The organism is Afipia clevelandensis ATCC 49720 (assembly GCF_000336555.1).
GTDB lineage: Bacteria > Pseudomonadota > Alphaproteobacteria > Rhizobiales > Xanthobacteraceae > Afipia > Afipia clevelandensis.
Genome location: NZ_KB375281.1, coordinates 1,806,775 through 1,820,758, shown reverse-complemented (window position 1 = coordinate 1,820,758; position 13,984 = coordinate 1,806,775). Strand labels below are relative to the sequence as shown.

Below are 13,984 nucleotides of genomic sequence, written 5' to 3'. Positions count from 1 at the left end.
AGGAGTGTTGGCAAATTCAAGAAATGCCCAATTTACGGGCCTTAGTCGTATTTCTCTTTGCCCGCTGTGTCACTGGTGCGTCAGTAATCATATCCGTCAGTGTCAGGTCATCCCGAGCGTGGCCGTAGGTCGCAAAGACGTGTTGCGGCGACTTCCAGCCGCCTAGCTTGGCGACCGTTATAGGGTCGATCCCACGGTGCAGGAGGGCCGTAGCAAAGCCGTGACGGCATGAGTGCGGAGAAAGCACCTTGATCCCGGCGCGCTTACAGGCGGCTCTCCAAACGCGAACAATGTTGCGCCTGTCTGTGTACCAGAACAGCGGTCGACCCTTCACCTCTTGGAGGTTTGCCAGTGCCACTACCAGCGGCTGCGGTAGGTGCGCTCTGCGCTCGTTCCCCAGCTTGCTCTGCTTGATGAGCACCGTTCGTTTGGCGAGGTCCAGGTCATCGCGAACCACGGCCAACGCCTCTGAGACACGCGCTCCCGTCAGGAACATAAACAATGCCAGAGCGCCAAGGTGCGGCGTGCTCGCCTTCATGAAGGCCTGAACCCACTCCATCGTGACAGGCTCTTTGAGCCGTTTATCAATCGGGAAGCGTTTGACCCGGATATGCGGACAAAGCTCCGATTCCGCCGCGTGATTGATGATGGCTTGAGTGGCGACGATGAATTGCCTGTTCCTAGTAGAAGCCATTGCCTTCGGATAGGCGGCCTTTGCACCGGCCCGAATTGCACCTGAGGTGATGTCCTTTACGGTCGTGTCCTTCCAGTAGTCCTCGACCTTATCGAGGAACCTGGTTGGCTTGCCAGCCTTGCGATAAAGGATCGCGGCTTGGGCGAAGGTCAGGACCGCTGACGGTCCATTAAGATGACCTTTCCAGTATTTGCTTTCGATGGACGCGGCGACCTGCTGGGCGACTTCCTTGATCGCAGAGCCTGTAGAGCCGCGAAGTCTCCGCCCGGCAACGTGGCCACGGTAGTGCCAGATTTTGCCGCGTCGATAGATGGTGAGGGGCATGGCCGGGTTGCCTCTAGGATGGCGTCTACGTCAGTCTGGGTGAGGATCATACGATTGCCTAAAATGCGGCATGCGCCAAGTGCTCGCGCCTTCTCGCGCACACGTCTTTCCGACCAGCCAAGGCGTTTGGCTAGGGCTTCTGGCGTGGTGATCTCGGGGATGGCTGTCAAAGGATAACCTCCTTTGAGGTCCACGTTAGGACAGGTATGACGGCTTCTACGCCAGAGGCGACAATGCATAAGTGCAAGTTGTCTTTGATATACGATAGGATTGCCGGGCTATTGTGAAACCATTCGCCTCGGAAGCGATCTCTATAGAAGCGGACGTGGAGCTTTACCTCCATCTCGCAATCTCCTGGCAGAACAAGTAAGGGCTGGATCGTATACGGCGACCCAACCTGCATTTGAGATACGCGGGCGCGCCAATTCTTAGAATGTCCGATCTTGATGAATTCTCCCGCCCGGACAAAATAGATAAGCGTCTCGACGCCAGTGCAAGCCGCTTCAGCTTCCTCCCGTGACAATCCACGGCGGGGAACAGTGCGTGATTTGGAAAGGGCGCGGGTCATGGTTCAGCCAAGTTGCGTACAAGGCTCTTTTCTTCGCCGTCAGTTCGTTCCGTCACTGAGTTAACTTTCTGGCGGTAAGCCTCGACCAACTTCCGTATGTCGATGCCTTCCTCGTTGAGGGCGGCCCAAAGGTCACGCTGCCAACGGATATCGTCTTCTGACTTCTTTGGCTCAAAGCCAAGTTTCCCGAGCGCTGCTTCTAACTGGCGCGAATGCTCCCAGTCATCCTTGCCCTCAATCTCGATCAGTGCCCGGATCATTTTGCGCTCCGTTCTTGCCGCGCCACCTTCGTTCCGCAATACGGGCAGAACATCATATTCGTAACGACGTAGCATCCGCCGCCGCAGCACCCATTGATGCTCCATGTTCCATCGCCATCGTCGCACTCGAATTGCGACAGCGGGCGCATTTCAGCGGGATACATGAAGCCGCCGCCAGCAAGCGATTTCACAGCGCCAGCCTGCTCGGCAAACTCATCGCAGCAAAACTCAGTACGTGTGCTATCGGTCATCGCGATCCATCCTTCTGAGTGGAGCCTTCTTCTGCATCTCCTCCACCCGTAGAACCAAGAGAGCGGATGGCGGAGGCGATGAATGTCTTTGCGAAGTTCACGCCCAAGTCCCAGTCTGTATCCTGCGCCCCGATGAAGCCGGGGTTTTCCGCCACCCTCGCACATTCCTCAATCGTCTCAGCCTTTATTCGGGAGAGGGAGGATTCTGCGGCACGAGTATTCCAAGCCGAAACGACAGTTTCGACCCCGGTGTCTGCCTTGGCGTCATGAGCGCGAACCAAGGTTGCGTAGCAATCCTCGCACCGCACGACGGCCTCAAATACGAGGTTCTCAAACTCAGCCTTCCCTCCACAAAACGGACAAGGCTCCAACCTCTCCACAATACTATTCACCGAAGGATGGGTCATTTTGATTCAGCCAAGGTTCGCAGATTGCGGGGATCGGGGACTACGAGGGGTCAAACACTAAGTCCGTCAACGGTAGTGGCTCACTACGATCGGAGTCACATCGAAATCGGGCAGGGTGACCAGCGAACCAAGCGCGTGCTTAATGTCGTACTTCACCTCAGAACGCTCAGCGTCCGTCATACGAACTACCAGCGGCGCGACCAAGCCATCGTGATTAGCGCTCTTGGCAAGGACCCGCCCGACAATAAAATACTCTCCATTCATGCCGTCGCTCAGGATGCAAATCCCGTTGTGATGGTGTATGCCTTTGAATGGGTTATCCATGAACGGCTCCAGCTTTTCATACATGTCGTCTTCGCTAAAGGTGTCATATGGAAACGATGTACCGATCAAAACGTAAGTGTTGCACTGAACGCTCATGGATATCTCCGTTGGCTGTGTGATTGCTTCAGTCGAGGCCGATAGCGTGACGCCAACCTTCGGTGCCAAATTGGTCATCTTGCTCGTTGTCATCCAGAAACGCTTCAAGCGCATCGACGTGCTCGAAAACCTTTAGGATGTCCTCTTTCGTCGCCGCGCCGACAAGATTCTTGCCGCGAATTATGTTGAGTGTCTTTTCGGTTTGTGGCTTTGGTCCGCTCATCTCAATCTCCGTCCGTGGTTGCAGTCCGTGAATTAAAAGTTCTGTCTCGATTCAGGCTTCCTGAATTGAGTCTCTTTCTGCATCACCCCTCTTGCTAAGTTGGGATGGGGCGGGACTCACCATTTCATCGGTTACTTGCATGGGGTGGGTCCTCAGTGCGGTGTTGTGATTTTGGTTGCGAGGATGACTCGAACGCCAGCCTCAACGGCTTGCGAAACCATGTTCTTGGTTCCTTGCCCGCCCTCGAACGCGACGACCAGATCGGGCTTGCCATCGTCCAACATCTGCTTGTTGCGAATAGGTCCAGCAGCGCGCCCGTGGCGATCCCAGTCGGCCTCAAAGGTCTTTGTGGGAATGCCCTGCCATTCGGCAAACTTACGAGCCATGAAGTCAGCACCTGGAGCGCCGCCTTCGATCAGCAATGAAATGCCCTGCTGCTTGTGAATGCCGCCAAGCCATGACCCGAGCGTGAGCGCATCATTGAAGTGACGACCTCCGCAGACTAAAACTCGGATCGGCCTCTCACTCACTTCCATTCTCTGTTCTCCTGGTTGCCTATCAGCAAAGCGCTTTCCTTTGCCTAGGAGGGTGGTCAGTACCAATCGGACATGTTGTAAAACACGCGCCCGTCAGGCGTGACAGTAACTTCGCAACCGTCGTGGGCGATAAAGGTAATCGGCTTGTTTTGCGACCTTGCTTGGATGAGGGCCGTATCGTTTTCCTTCTTCTCGCGATCCCGAATTTCGTTATGATCGGCCATCTCTCTCTCCAATGCAGTCCGTGGGCTTAATGCTCTGTGTTAGGTGGGGGTGGGATCAGTAAAGACCGCAGGAGGCGGAAATTCCGAACTCTCGCGGGCATCCGTCTCCGCATGCGCCTTAACGGGAGATGAAATTGGGAATGCTACCGCTAATGCATAAATGTACTTGTTGTATTGCTTTAGCCACCATGCGGGGTTGTCGTTCCATGACTTGTAATAATGTTGGATTAGACTCCTCAATGAGGGTTCGTCGGTGTCGCATCCTGTATTGATGCGGGCATCAAGCAGGGCGTCTACCGTCACCGATTCTGGGCCGACCTTGATCTGCTCGGTCATTTTAGCTTCTCACGTCGGAGGCGAAGCTTCCGCTATTCGCCTTTGGGACGAGTTCAACCTCGTCTCCTGGGTTGAGGGTCGTATCGGGATGGTGGCCGCCGATCCATTCCACCGTGCCGTCAGCGCGCCAGATCGCTACGTTGTGGGTGGACTGCTGAACGCCCCCAGCCATACACGCCTGCAATGCACTAAACGGGACAGGCAATTTTGATATTTCTTCAGACGTAAGTCTCATGATTTTCTCCTAGGGTTTGTAATTTCAATGTGTTTCCGGCTCCCCGCCGCCGTCATCCCGCTGGGCATCAGCATCCGTCTCCGCAACTGCTGGCGCTATCTTGTCGAGATATTCCCGAATCCGGCCTGCATCCCGCGCCGTGATCTGATGTCGAATGATGCTCTTGCTTGAACCGTTGTATTTCGGTCCCGCGATGCGAAACCCGCCATGGTCGTCATCAATCGAAAGCTGATAGCCGCCGGTCCACCCATCCCTATCAACGCACAGGAAAATCTTGCTGGTGCTCATTTCGGCCCCCTGCTCATTGCATCCATCAGGGCATCGAGCGGAGCATTTCCATAGCCAATGATCCGCTCTTTTGGCGGGGCCATGTGGTGCTCAACAATATGCCAGCCGATGTCAGCATCGCCCGCACCTGTTGGGATATCGACGCAGCGCAAATCCCAACAATTCTGTTCAAGAATATCTAAAGCAGTCTCAGTACGTGAACTGCCTTCGGGGTCCGTGGATTGCTTTGTAGCGATACTTCCCTGAACAAATCCCCCTAAAGGACGGGTGAGAGCGGAGATAGCTTGATCCATCTGTTCAACGAACGAGGTCCAGTTGGTGCCTTGCATTTGGCGGAAATTACATTCCGTTTGCCACAAGAGTTCGCTGCGAAGCGTCGCCCACGCCTCCCTCACATCAGGGCCGGGAGAGGGGTCTGACGGGATAAGGGGCCGCACCGCTTCGCAAATCCAACGCGAAAGCATTTCTTCACTTTCGCCAGACATTCGACACCGTTTGATCTGGCCTAAAATAGTGTTGCGTAGATTGCTTGGCCCCCCGCCGTCAGATTTCGTGCCCGCTCCTGAGAGCAGGGAGGGTTCTGTACATGGCAAGCCGTAATAACGATACTTGTCCACGATCCGCGCGAGCGAATTAAAATTGATCTGCGGCACCATTTGGTGTCCGGGATAGAATGATGAGTCAAAATCGTAGTCACGCCGGTGCGCGAATTGAGCTCCGACCACATCGCGACCAAGCTGATCCCAAGGAATTTGCCCGTATGTCGGAAGTTCACGCTCATCGGGCTGCTTGATAATTTCGCGCCACGCTTCCCTGTCCGGCTGCGATGCTGCGAGACGGAGGGCATCAAGATATTTCTTCGCAGCAGGTATGCGGATGGAAATGTTGATGTAGTTGTATTCGCTCGGGTCATTGACCAATTGAGCAGACCAATCAGTGCGCACATCGGTAGTCAGCTTTTTCTCGAAAAGCTCCGCCAACGCCATCAAATCGGAACGTGCTGCTGTCATGGCTGGGCATCCCGCAAAGCGCAGACAGCCTGTTGCGCCTTCACGCGGCGCATTTCAGCGAGTGCTGGTACGACGCAATCGCCCCATCCGGTCCACATCGCTTCCTCGTATGACGCAGCGTCCTCGAATGCTTGAGCGGCTTCCAAGGCCGCCTTGTGAAGATCGTCAAGTTTGCTCATGCTCGTTCGTCCTTCCGGGTGGAGGAAAATGGAGCAGAAGAAACTCCACTCACGAGGCCGACGACGCGTATCCGCAACTGCTGGCTGGGCAGGGCGGCTCATCCAGTGGCTAACATTCCAGACTTCGCTGCGAAGATTTGGAAAATCGGACGCATATTTGGTTTCGTCGTAGCGCCACCACTTGCCCTCAGCGAACCAACAATCGCAGACACGTCCATACCCGCCGCCAGATAGCGCGCCTTTCGGAGGCGTTAGCCAGAGATCGATCTGCGTCCCGTCCTTCGGCGCAGTGTCAATCGTTCGCCATGCCGGACTTAGTTGCGGAGCGGACTGTTCATTGCTCTGCCCGCAATCTGGTATGCTTGGCTGAATCACTTCTGACGGTTCAGATACGGTCATGACACCACCTCAACCCGCTTCCTGCGGCAGTCCCACTTCCTAGAATCTCTTGGAGCACCAGTCGTGAAGCTGGCTTGTTGTTTGGGAGAGACGGCAGGACGGAAGCGAGAGGCCCAAAATGGTTCGTTCCATCCGCGCTGCACTTCTTCAACCAGAACGCACTCACCTTGCGTTGCATCTAGTGGATGACGCAGCCCGACCGCCGCAATCGTGTAAATGTGCCCCTCTACCAGTTCCATCACATGGCGCATCTGCCCCAGAACGGCGCGGGACGGGGGGAGAGATGCGTTTACACAAACAACCTTCATCCCGATCTTGAATGTCATCTGTTTTAGTGCCCTTGAGGTTCAGAAAGAGATTCACCGCAGAAAGCATTCATCGACACAGAGCAGTTCAGTCAGTGTGTGAGTGTTCGTCAGCCGGAATTTTGGCTTCGATGTAGTCGGCAATTTCAGAGAAGGACGATCCCTTGTCATTGAGCGTCGCAAGGCGCATGTCCATTCCAAGGGGAAGCGTTGTCTCAGCAAAATGCCAATTGCCGACATCATCTTCGGCGCGCGTCGTCGGCTTGCCAGCGACCTTGCACAGCACCCCGAGGCAACAGAATTTTCCTGCTTTCTCGAAATAGTTGCGGCCTTGCTCATATTCGCCTGAGCGCAACGCTTCGATCCACTTCTTCTTAAGCTCTGCATTCATTGCGTTGCCCCTTCGATTGAAAACTCAGTACGTGCAGTTGGAGTTGTTTCCGCGATGGCTCTTTGTACGCATCTTCGCTGAAACCTCTCTTCTCCAACTAATCCTCTATTTGCTTGCCATACTTCTCTTAGATATTCCGTGGCTTCACTGTTGGTCATCAGATCAAGGCGAGGGGTCATGGCATCACCTGCTCAAGCAATGGCGACAAGTCACGTCGCCATCTGGGCCAAACCGCCATTTATTCTTGCGGGCCTTAGTGCGGCATTCTGAGGCGTTCTCGCCAATAAACGTCTCCTGCGAGCGACAGGCGCTCTCCATAGACCCCGTGCTGACCGGATGATTACGGCAGTATAGGTCCATCGAATAACAGCCGACGATCATCACGCACCCCCGGTCTTGGCGGCGCGCAAGCTATCAATCTCCGCTTTCAGTCTCACAATTTCTGCCTCAAGAAGCGGAATGCGCTCATGGGCAAGCGGCTGAGGCTTGATGATTGTGAACTTGCGCTTGCCGCTGGCAAATTCGCCACGAACGCCGCGCCAATAATCCTTCGCGTCGTCCTGCCATGTCCGCCCCGCTGTGCTGGTCATGCTGCCTCCATAGACGAACGAGCAGCTTCTATCCCGATGGTCTGCTCAACGAAGTCTCGTTCAAGATCGGTCAGGTCATCGCCATCAGCTCTGCGGAACTCAACAACGCCCCATGCAATGTCATCCGTGACGTCATTGCAGATCGCCGGGGCTTCCACCTCATGAACGGTGTCAGGTGCAAAGCCATTGGCCGTAATGGCGCGGATCAGTTCTTCGCGTGAGGTAAAGGACTGATGCTCTTTGCCGGTGAATAGATCGGTGATGAATTTGCGTGTCATTGCTGCACCTCGCGGGCAGAGGCGAGGGCGGCGCGGGCAGAGGCCTCGGCCATGACAGCTATCGTCCAAGCGTTCATGCTGCTTGTGGCTTTGATAGCTGACGGCTGGACCATCATTGCAAGAGCGCGCTGACATTCATCCAGCGCCTTCACCAGAGCTTCATGGCTGTTTACAGCGCGGACATGCTTGTGATTGTCGCGCAGGAACGCCCCTAGCGCGTCCAGTTCAGCATCGGTCGGTTCGGCGGCGAAGCTGACGTCAGCATGCCAAGTGTTTTGCTTAAGGCGGCGAACCAAGAGAGCCTTGGGCCAATTGAACGTACGACCACTCACTACCGGAGCGCTCTGTTGGCCGCGATGATCGTTTTCTGAGGAACTTGACTGCATCTTCATCCCCAATTCGTTTCAGTAAAGATTTCCAGAAGGAGAGAACCCCACCTACGAGGGGCCACGAACTGAGTGGCCCGTCTCAGGCCACCCGCTTTCTTCGGTAGGAGAGTTCGCGAAGGCAGAGTTTGCAGGTGACTTCAGCTTCGTTCTCGGTGCAGTTGATGTCGCCGTAGCTGGTCATACGATTGCAGAGGGTGCCGGTGATGGTATGGCCAGCGAACCCGCGAGCGTTCAGTGCGATCTTGCTGAGGTGAGTTACTTGCTTGGCCATTTCCGTTTCCCCTTTTCACCAGCCCCACATGGGTAAGGCTCTGCTATGGGAGAAGTATAGGCATAGAATGTTATGGAAGGCAATAGGAGTAGGCAAAGAAAGTTATGAGAAAACATTCCTGAGGAGAATCAGGTGGTTAGCGGCGCAAAATCTGTTTGGAAACTTGGACATTCGACCTACATTCACGACACGGTGAGGTGGCCGAGCGGTCGAAGGCAGCGGTTTTAGGTTCCGCCGAGGAGTCGCATCTTCCGAGGGTTCGAATCCCTCTCTCACCGCCACTCCTTTAAGGGGAGAGCGATCTGCGGGGGCCATGCGAGATTATGCCCCCGCAGATATGCATTTTCACGGTAATTGAACTTTTAGCCAGGATAGCTATTATGGGGACGTGAGCTGGCAATGCGACCGGCGAAAGCCGTGCCTGCGAACATTCCTAGCCCTGCGGGGCTGGGTGGCGGTGAGAACTGCACCAAACAAAGGCCCGGCCCTAATAGGCTGGGCCTTTCGTTTCAGGCCTTCCGAATTGCCTTGATGATGGAAAGCGCCTGCTCCTGGATCGCCGCGGGCTGGTCTCGCAATAGCTGGTTGGGCGTTGGCCGGTCGGGATGATGGTACAGGTCTTCTGGCTCCATAAGGTCGCCGCCAAGAGCCTCTGAGAGGGCCGCCAGCGCGTCCGTCGAAATGGCGACCTTTTGTAGCTCCCACCTAGAAACGGTCATCACATCGCACCCCAAGCGCTCCGCGAGCTGCTTTTGGGTGAGGCCTCGCGCCTCCCGGTGTTCCGCCAGATAAACGCGCCTCGGGCGGCGTGGATGAATTTTGACGACCATCAGCAGAACATACTAACCCGCTGTGCCTATTACGATATTCATAGAATGATATTGCTATTGACGATACTAACATTCTATGCCTATAGTGGGGCATGACTCATCCACTGAAAGTTTGGCGCCTAAGCCTCAACCTCTCTCAGCCATTGGCTGGCGAGCGTTTAGGTGTTGACGCGATGACAGTCTCGCGCTGGGAACGAGGCGAACACCTCCCGCGCAAGGCACAGTGGCCAAAGATCGAGGAAGTGACTGGCATCACTCCCTCGCAAATGATTGGACACGTTAAGGCGGAGGCCGCTCAATGACGGTCAACGCGATCAGCTTCCAAGACCTCCTGATTGGGCGGCGATGTGAGCCACTTACTCGTGGCTTTCAGAACATCCTTGATGTGTCCCGGCACGTTGCCGAGCGGACAGATCAGTTCAATTTGCGGAATCAGAACGCGGCCCTCTCGGGAGTCCTGCACCTTCATCAGGGTGATGTGGAAGTTGCCGTTGCGGACAAACATGTTTCCGATGGCCTCGAAGTAGATCAGTGGAACGTCGTAGCCGTCGATAATTCTTTCCTCGCTCATAATGTCGCCCCCCAGCCAAAAGCGGCAACCTTAGATCATTTCCAAAACGGAATTGGCGGCAAGGAAATTCGATTCCGCATTGCGCCGCTGGCTTTTAATTCAAAAGCTGCTGACGGCAGGGGCATACCGCCAGCAGCTTCCGTGCATCACGACGTGGGGCAACGTCGCAATCTCGTTCAGCGCAACCCGCGCAAGAACCACCTCAATCCAAAGTATGTGAGCGCAATCAGCACGGCTGCTGCTCCTGCGATCCAGCACCACATTGAAAACTCCTTCTCGTTCTCTCCGCGATCCAAGTGTTCAAGCAAATCACGGTTGCTGACTTCCGCGCTAACGGTCGTCGCAACAAATTCTGTAGCTCCTCACTCGCGCGCCAACGCGGGTCATCGAGGATCGGTCTGAGGTCAACTGTCTGTCTATCCATGGTTCGCAACTGAACACATGGAGAGATCAAAGTGGTGATGAAGAAGGACAAGAACGTGATGAATGTCATCGCAAACGTGAACTGGAAGGATGAGATCGGCGTCATAGCCGGACCCTTTCAGCCTACGGACACAAAGCAGAGTTGGCTTTCCCGTGCCGCTCGCAAGGCCAACGTCTCCGTTCGTTACATCACCAGCCTTTATTACGGGCACGTAAAAGACCCGAAGTTCAGTGTGGCGTCGAGCGTACTGAGCGCAGCAGAACTTGCGCGCATTGAAGCAACACGCCGCGAGGCCGCACAACTCGCGTCACGCTTCGAGATCACAGCCGAGGGACTCAATGCTAAAGATGCGGATTTTTTTGGCGCAGAGATTAATTCGCTGCTCGACGCGGCTAATCGTCTGCGCTCGATGGGTGGCACCTGAACTCTGGGAGCATCAGCAATGAGAACCTGGACTTGGGACATTGCGCTTGCCCTATTTCTCATGGGCATCACGACGAGCATCGGCGTCCTTATCGGCATGATGGTGAGTATGTCATGAGACAGGTCATGTCCGAAGATGAAGTGAAGCGCGCATACCAACTGAGGAAGCAGGGGCTGACGTTCAACCAGATCGCGGTTGCTATGGGCCGCAAGTACAACACGATAGTCAATCGCTTCAAATGGGACGCGATGACGCCAGAGGAACGGCAGATCAACCGCGACCGCAAGCGTGAGTGGCGGAATACTCATTACGGGAAGCCAAAGGCCGACATTGCTCTGCCGATTGCCAGGCCAACGCCAGAAATGCTCGCTGATCGTGACCGGCGCGAGGCCATGCCTCATCGCGATCTGACCGGCGCGTTCTTTGGTGATCCACCCGTGGGGCTTTCAGCATTGGAGGGGCGGCAATGAACATTCATGAGCGCGTCGAATATCTGGAAGAAGAGAACCGGCAGCTACGGCAATCGATCGCTGGCATGAAGCATGATTTTCCACGCGAGTGGGGGCTGACGGGCGCTGAACAACGGGCGTTGAATTGTCTCTACACGGGTCAGAATTTCTTCCGGCAGGAAGAGGCCATTCGCTTCGCTGCGAGTAATGGCAACGCTACAGACCGCGATCTGGTCAAGGTCTACATTTGCAAGCTTAGAAAGAAGCTCAAGCCATACGGCATTGAGATCAAAACGGTGTGGGGCGAGGGATACGAGCTTACACCGGAGTCAGGAAGCTTAATCAAAAACACGCTTTCGACTAAGCCAATTTTTAGCTTTGCGGGTGAGAGTGCATCAGCATGACCCGCCAGCGCCTTCCAAATCGCCGATTCAATGAGACTTTCGAGTTTCAGCACGCGGGCGTCAACTTCACCGCTTCTTATGGCCGCGATGACGGCGGAAAGATCAAGGAGTTGTTCCTGTCGGGCGGGAAGGCTGGCTCGGTCATTGAAGCGATGATGAGCGATGCTTCAACGTCAATCTCAATCGCATTGCAGAGCGGAGTGAAGCCGCACGAGCTGGCGCACTCAATGGTTCGCAACCCTGACGGTCAACCAGCATCGCCGCTTGGTGTTGTTCTTGATGACATGGTGATGGGATGAGCGAGTTTCCTCACGCATTGCTTTGCTATCTCACGGAGCCGACGCCGGGCCAGCCGGTTATCAACGTGCAGACGCCAGACGGTCAGCTTGTGCGCGCAATCGTCAATCATGAGCAGCTCAAAATCCTCATCGCTCGCGGTGCAGAGATTGAATACGGCTATGTGGAGGCGCGGGCGTGATGGATTATTTCGAGATGGCCGCTGATCTGGAAAGGGCAGTTGTTATCAACTTGCCGTTTCCGCCTAGCACAAACAACCTTTTCATTAATGTAACGAAGGGCAGGATTCCGTCCGCACGTTATGCCGACTGGCGGCAAGAGGCTGGATGGTCGCTGAAGGCGCAGCGCCCGCGCTCGATCAAAGGCCCTGTCATTCTCAAGTATCTGTTTCAGGAGGGCCAGGATCGGCGCAAGCGCGACATTGGCAATCTTGAGAAAGCCCCGACCGATTTGCTCGTTGAACACAAGGTCATTGAGTCTGACGACAACACGATTGTCCGGGCTATTGCACTCGGCTGGTCAAAAGCTGTGACCGGCGCACGGGTTCAAATCATTCCAGTTTCCAAGTCGTAACCGCTGAAGGGAGATCAGCATGAGTATCGAGGAACACCAGCCGGTTGGGAGGCGAGCTATTACACACGCTCGCATCGGCAACTTGCTGCACGACATGCGCGAGGACGTGGACGATCTGGTCAAGCTCTACAACGACGCAGAAGGCCGCTCGCTTGTCACGCAGGATGAAGCGGAGATCACCGCGATCCGCAATTCAATCAACTGGCTGCTTTCGGACATTCTGGTAAGCCGCAGCATGCGGAGGGTTTCATAATGGGTCGCCCTTCACAGGAATTGATCGACTTCATGAAGAAGTGGGACGTACCCCGCGATGACGTGTGGGAAGTCCACGGCTCAACGTGGGTTGTGAAGCACAAGGCGCTTGAGCGTGTCGCCGCAAAGGCTGGCATCACATGGGAGCGCCCGGCAATGCTCGAATGCAACAGCGAGAAAGGCGTCGCCGCTCTCGTTGTGTTCGGCAAGCTGGGTGAGCAGATGGAATGGTCCATCGGTGAAGCCCTCATTGCTCGCGATGGCGTGATCGGCGGAAACTACAAGGTTACCGGGAAGCAGGCCGGATACGTCTACGCCATGGCGGAAAAGCGGGCGAAGGATCGCGTGATCTTGAAGCTGCTTAATCTGCACGGCTCTGCGTACTCCGAGGCCGAAGCGGACGAGTTTTCCGAAGAGCGCCGCCAGAATCCTCATGTCACGCGCCCGGAGGATATTCTGCCGAAAACTGAGTTCGGCCCGAATGGCGAGCCTATCGACAATATCCCGCTTGCCGATCCTGGGGCCGGTCGGAAGTTGCCGGTGAAGGACCAGCGCCCGATTTTTGAAGCGCTGCAGAAGGAAATCCACGCCACTGGCTCGATTATCGAGCTGCAGGAGTGGGCTGAGAAGAACAAAAACCGTCTCGCGGACCTCAAGCCTGATTGGCAGGAAATGCTGCGCGGAGTGTACGCAGAGCAAATCAACGGGCTGCGCAATCTCGCGCGTGGCGATGACATGAGGATGGCAGGCTAATGGCAGCATCAGTGAACAAGGTAATTCTTATCGGCAACCTCGGGGCCGATCCTGAAATCAAGCGCACGCAGGATGGCAGGCCGATTGCGAACCTCCGCATCGCTACGTCTGAGACATGGCGGGACAAATCAACCGGCGAGCGCAAGGAAAAGACCGAGTGGCACACGGTCGTCATTTTTTCGGAGCCGATCTGCAAGGTCGCCGAGCAATACCTACGCAAGGGATCGAAGGTCTATATCGAGGGCAGCCTTCAGACTCGCAAATGGACCGACAAGGATGGCAAGGATCGCTACTCAACCGAGGTCGCGATCCAGGCTTATGGAGGCGCGCTCACGATGCTGGACGGCAAGTCGGATAATGCACCACCAAGCCGGGTTGCTGGCAAAGGCGACGACATGAACGATGATGTGCCGTTCTGATGACAAACCG

30 protein-coding genes and 1 tRNA gene are annotated in these 13,984 nt (G+C 55.4%); 12 read left to right on the top strand and 19 right to left on the bottom strand.

Annotation, left to right across the window (positions count from 1 at the left end; translation table 11 throughout):
* Nucleotides 1-16: 16 nt before the first annotated feature.
* The 18 genes from HMPREF9696_RS08755 to HMPREF9696_RS08675 all read right to left on the bottom strand — a co-directional run bounded on the left by HMPREF9696_RS08755 (nucleotide 17) and on the right by HMPREF9696_RS08675 (nucleotide 8,578).
* Nucleotides 17-1,018, bottom strand: a complete 1,002-nt coding sequence (locus tag HMPREF9696_RS08755) for a tyrosine-type recombinase/integrase (RefSeq protein ID WP_002712625.1) — start codon at nucleotides 1,016-1,018, stop codon at nucleotides 17-19.
* Nucleotides 1,019-1,582: 564 nt separating this feature from the next.
* Nucleotides 1,583-1,846, bottom strand: a complete 264-nt coding sequence (locus HMPREF9696_RS08745; RefSeq protein ID WP_002712623.1) for a hypothetical protein — start codon at nucleotides 1,844-1,846, stop codon at nucleotides 1,583-1,585.
* Entirely contained in the window at nucleotides 1,843-2,097 is a 255-nt protein-coding gene (locus tag HMPREF9696_RS21655; RefSeq protein ID WP_002712622.1) for a hypothetical protein, read from the bottom strand. The genes HMPREF9696_RS08745 and HMPREF9696_RS21655 overlap by 4 nt, the downstream gene beginning before the upstream one ends.
* Nucleotides 2,094-2,504: a Lar family restriction alleviation protein gene (locus HMPREF9696_RS08740; protein WP_040301301.1), complete on the bottom strand. Its 411-nt coding sequence runs from the start codon at nucleotides 2,502-2,504 to the stop codon at nucleotides 2,094-2,096. Before HMPREF9696_RS08740 ends, HMPREF9696_RS21655 begins: the two co-directional genes overlap by 4 nt.
* A 66-nt stretch (nucleotides 2,505-2,570) precedes the next feature.
* Entirely contained in the window at nucleotides 2,571-2,924 is a 354-nt protein-coding gene (locus tag HMPREF9696_RS08735) for a hypothetical protein (protein ID WP_002712621.1), read from the bottom strand.
* 28 nt (nucleotides 2,925-2,952) lie between these two features.
* Nucleotides 2,953-3,147: a hypothetical protein gene (locus HMPREF9696_RS08730; protein WP_002712620.1), complete on the bottom strand. Its 195-nt coding sequence runs from the start codon at nucleotides 3,145-3,147 to the stop codon at nucleotides 2,953-2,955.
* Nucleotides 3,148-3,299: 152 nt separating this feature from the next.
* Nucleotides 3,300-3,683: an SLOG family protein gene (locus HMPREF9696_RS08725; protein WP_002712619.1), complete on the bottom strand. Its 384-nt coding sequence runs from the start codon at nucleotides 3,681-3,683 to the stop codon at nucleotides 3,300-3,302.
* A 56-nt stretch (nucleotides 3,684-3,739) separates the two neighbouring features.
* Complete coding sequence (locus tag HMPREF9696_RS21650) at nucleotides 3,740-3,907, bottom strand: hypothetical protein (protein ID WP_002712618.1); 168 nt, start codon at nucleotides 3,905-3,907, stop codon at nucleotides 3,740-3,742.
* 39 nt (nucleotides 3,908-3,946) lie between these two features.
* Nucleotides 3,947-4,243, bottom strand: a complete 297-nt coding sequence (locus HMPREF9696_RS08720; protein ID WP_002712617.1) for a hypothetical protein — start codon at nucleotides 4,241-4,243, stop codon at nucleotides 3,947-3,949.
* Between the two features lie 259 nt (nucleotides 4,244-4,502).
* Nucleotides 4,503-4,766 carry a hypothetical protein gene (locus tag HMPREF9696_RS08715; RefSeq protein ID WP_002712615.1) on the bottom strand — a complete coding sequence of 88 codons (264 nt, stop codon included), beginning with the start codon at nucleotides 4,764-4,766 and terminating at the stop codon, nucleotides 4,503-4,505.
* Nucleotides 4,763-5,776 (bottom strand): hypothetical protein, encoded by a 1,014-nt coding sequence (locus HMPREF9696_RS08710; RefSeq protein ID WP_002712614.1) that lies wholly within the window; start codon nucleotides 5,774-5,776, stop codon nucleotides 4,763-4,765. The genes HMPREF9696_RS08715 and HMPREF9696_RS08710 overlap by 4 nt, the downstream gene beginning before the upstream one ends.
* The gene (locus HMPREF9696_RS21645; protein WP_002712613.1) at nucleotides 5,773-6,354 is read right to left on the bottom strand and encodes a hypothetical protein; all 582 of its coding nucleotides are present in this window, start codon (nucleotides 6,352-6,354) and stop codon (nucleotides 5,773-5,775) included. The genes HMPREF9696_RS08710 and HMPREF9696_RS21645 overlap by 4 nt, the downstream gene beginning before the upstream one ends.
* Before the next feature lie 393 nt (nucleotides 6,355-6,747).
* Nucleotides 6,748-7,050: a hypothetical protein gene (locus tag HMPREF9696_RS08700; RefSeq protein ID WP_002712612.1), complete on the bottom strand. Its 303-nt coding sequence runs from the start codon at nucleotides 7,048-7,050 to the stop codon at nucleotides 6,748-6,750.
* Nucleotides 7,047-7,229 (bottom strand): hypothetical protein, encoded by a 183-nt coding sequence (locus HMPREF9696_RS21930; protein WP_210161301.1) that lies wholly within the window; start codon nucleotides 7,227-7,229, stop codon nucleotides 7,047-7,049. Before HMPREF9696_RS21930 ends, HMPREF9696_RS08700 begins: the two co-directional genes overlap by 4 nt.
* A gap of 201 nt (nucleotides 7,230-7,430) precedes the next feature.
* Nucleotides 7,431-7,640 (bottom strand): hypothetical protein, encoded by a 210-nt coding sequence (locus HMPREF9696_RS08690; protein WP_002712611.1) that lies wholly within the window; start codon nucleotides 7,638-7,640, stop codon nucleotides 7,431-7,433.
* The gene (locus tag HMPREF9696_RS08685) at nucleotides 7,637-7,918 is read right to left on the bottom strand and encodes a hypothetical protein (RefSeq protein ID WP_002712610.1); all 282 of its coding nucleotides are present in this window, start codon (nucleotides 7,916-7,918) and stop codon (nucleotides 7,637-7,639) included. The genes HMPREF9696_RS08690 and HMPREF9696_RS08685 overlap by 4 nt, the downstream gene beginning before the upstream one ends.
* Nucleotides 7,915-8,310, bottom strand: a complete 396-nt coding sequence (locus HMPREF9696_RS21035; RefSeq protein ID WP_051053230.1) for a hypothetical protein — start codon at nucleotides 8,308-8,310, stop codon at nucleotides 7,915-7,917. Before HMPREF9696_RS21035 ends, HMPREF9696_RS08685 begins: the two co-directional genes overlap by 4 nt.
* Nucleotides 8,311-8,386: 76 nt before the next feature.
* Nucleotides 8,387-8,578 (bottom strand): hypothetical protein, encoded by a 192-nt coding sequence (locus HMPREF9696_RS08675; protein WP_002712608.1) that lies wholly within the window; start codon nucleotides 8,576-8,578, stop codon nucleotides 8,387-8,389.
* A gap of 191 nt (nucleotides 8,579-8,769) precedes the next feature.
* Here HMPREF9696_RS08675 and HMPREF9696_RS08670 point away from each other — a divergent pair.
* Nucleotides 8,770-8,859: transfer RNA gene (locus HMPREF9696_RS08670), tRNA-Leu, on the top strand.
* A 228-nt stretch (nucleotides 8,860-9,087) separates the two neighbouring features.
* On the opposite strand, the gene HMPREF9696_RS08665 is transcribed toward HMPREF9696_RS08670, so the two are convergent.
* Nucleotides 9,088-9,408, bottom strand: coding sequence for a helix-turn-helix domain-containing protein (locus HMPREF9696_RS08665; RefSeq protein WP_002712607.1), 321 nt, complete (start codon nucleotides 9,406-9,408; stop codon nucleotides 9,088-9,090).
* 92 nt (nucleotides 9,409-9,500) lie between these two features.
* Between HMPREF9696_RS08665 and HMPREF9696_RS22205 the strand changes: the two genes are divergently transcribed.
* The 11 genes from HMPREF9696_RS22205 (at nucleotide 9,501) to ssb (ending at nucleotide 13,974) form a co-directional block, all read left to right on the top strand.
* Nucleotides 9,501-9,710: a helix-turn-helix domain-containing protein gene (locus HMPREF9696_RS22205; RefSeq protein ID WP_040301295.1), complete on the top strand. Its 210-nt coding sequence runs from the start codon at nucleotides 9,501-9,503 to the stop codon at nucleotides 9,708-9,710.
* The gene (locus tag HMPREF9696_RS21640; RefSeq protein ID WP_157170016.1) at nucleotides 9,707-10,381 is read left to right on the top strand and encodes a hypothetical protein; all 675 of its coding nucleotides are present in this window, start codon (nucleotides 9,707-9,709) and stop codon (nucleotides 10,379-10,381) included. The genes HMPREF9696_RS22205 and HMPREF9696_RS21640 overlap by 4 nt, the downstream gene beginning before the upstream one ends.
* A 53-nt stretch (nucleotides 10,382-10,434) precedes the next feature.
* Nucleotides 10,435-10,827 carry a hypothetical protein gene (locus HMPREF9696_RS08650; RefSeq protein ID WP_210161300.1) on the top strand — a complete coding sequence of 131 codons (393 nt, stop codon included), beginning with the start codon at nucleotides 10,435-10,437 and terminating at the stop codon, nucleotides 10,825-10,827.
* 125 nt (nucleotides 10,828-10,952) lie between these two features.
* Nucleotides 10,953-11,297 carry a helix-turn-helix domain-containing protein gene (locus tag HMPREF9696_RS08645; protein WP_157170015.1) on the top strand — a complete coding sequence of 115 codons (345 nt, stop codon included), beginning with the start codon at nucleotides 10,953-10,955 and terminating at the stop codon, nucleotides 11,295-11,297.
* Nucleotides 11,294-11,680: a helix-turn-helix domain-containing protein gene (locus HMPREF9696_RS08640; protein WP_002712602.1), complete on the top strand. Its 387-nt coding sequence runs from the start codon at nucleotides 11,294-11,296 to the stop codon at nucleotides 11,678-11,680. Before HMPREF9696_RS08645 ends, HMPREF9696_RS08640 begins: the two co-directional genes overlap by 4 nt.
* Complete coding sequence (locus HMPREF9696_RS08635; RefSeq protein ID WP_002712601.1) at nucleotides 11,677-11,979, top strand: TSCPD domain-containing protein; 303 nt, start codon at nucleotides 11,677-11,679, stop codon at nucleotides 11,977-11,979. Before HMPREF9696_RS08640 ends, HMPREF9696_RS08635 begins: the two co-directional genes overlap by 4 nt.
* Nucleotides 11,976-12,158 carry a hypothetical protein gene (locus HMPREF9696_RS08630; RefSeq protein ID WP_002712600.1) on the top strand — a complete coding sequence of 61 codons (183 nt, stop codon included), beginning with the start codon at nucleotides 11,976-11,978 and terminating at the stop codon, nucleotides 12,156-12,158. The genes HMPREF9696_RS08635 and HMPREF9696_RS08630 overlap by 4 nt, the downstream gene beginning before the upstream one ends.
* Complete coding sequence (locus HMPREF9696_RS08625) at nucleotides 12,158-12,550, top strand: RusA family crossover junction endodeoxyribonuclease (RefSeq protein WP_002712599.1); 393 nt, start codon at nucleotides 12,158-12,160, stop codon at nucleotides 12,548-12,550. Before HMPREF9696_RS08630 ends, HMPREF9696_RS08625 begins: the two co-directional genes overlap by 1 nt.
* A gap of 19 nt (nucleotides 12,551-12,569) precedes the next feature.
* Nucleotides 12,570-12,803 (top strand): hypothetical protein, encoded by a 234-nt coding sequence (locus HMPREF9696_RS21635; protein ID WP_002712598.1) that lies wholly within the window; start codon nucleotides 12,570-12,572, stop codon nucleotides 12,801-12,803.
* A 32-nt stretch (nucleotides 12,804-12,835) separates the two neighbouring features.
* Nucleotides 12,836-13,555, top strand: a complete 720-nt coding sequence (locus tag HMPREF9696_RS21030; protein WP_157170014.1) for a trna delta -isopentenylpyrophosphate transferase — start codon at nucleotides 12,836-12,838, stop codon at nucleotides 13,553-13,555.
* A complete protein-coding gene (gene ssb / locus HMPREF9696_RS08615; protein WP_002712596.1) occupies nucleotides 13,555-13,974 on the top strand; it encodes a single-stranded DNA-binding protein in 420 nt (139 codons plus the stop codon). The genes HMPREF9696_RS21030 and ssb overlap by 1 nt, the downstream gene beginning before the upstream one ends.
* The last annotated feature ends 10 nt before the right edge of the window (nucleotides 13,975-13,984 follow it).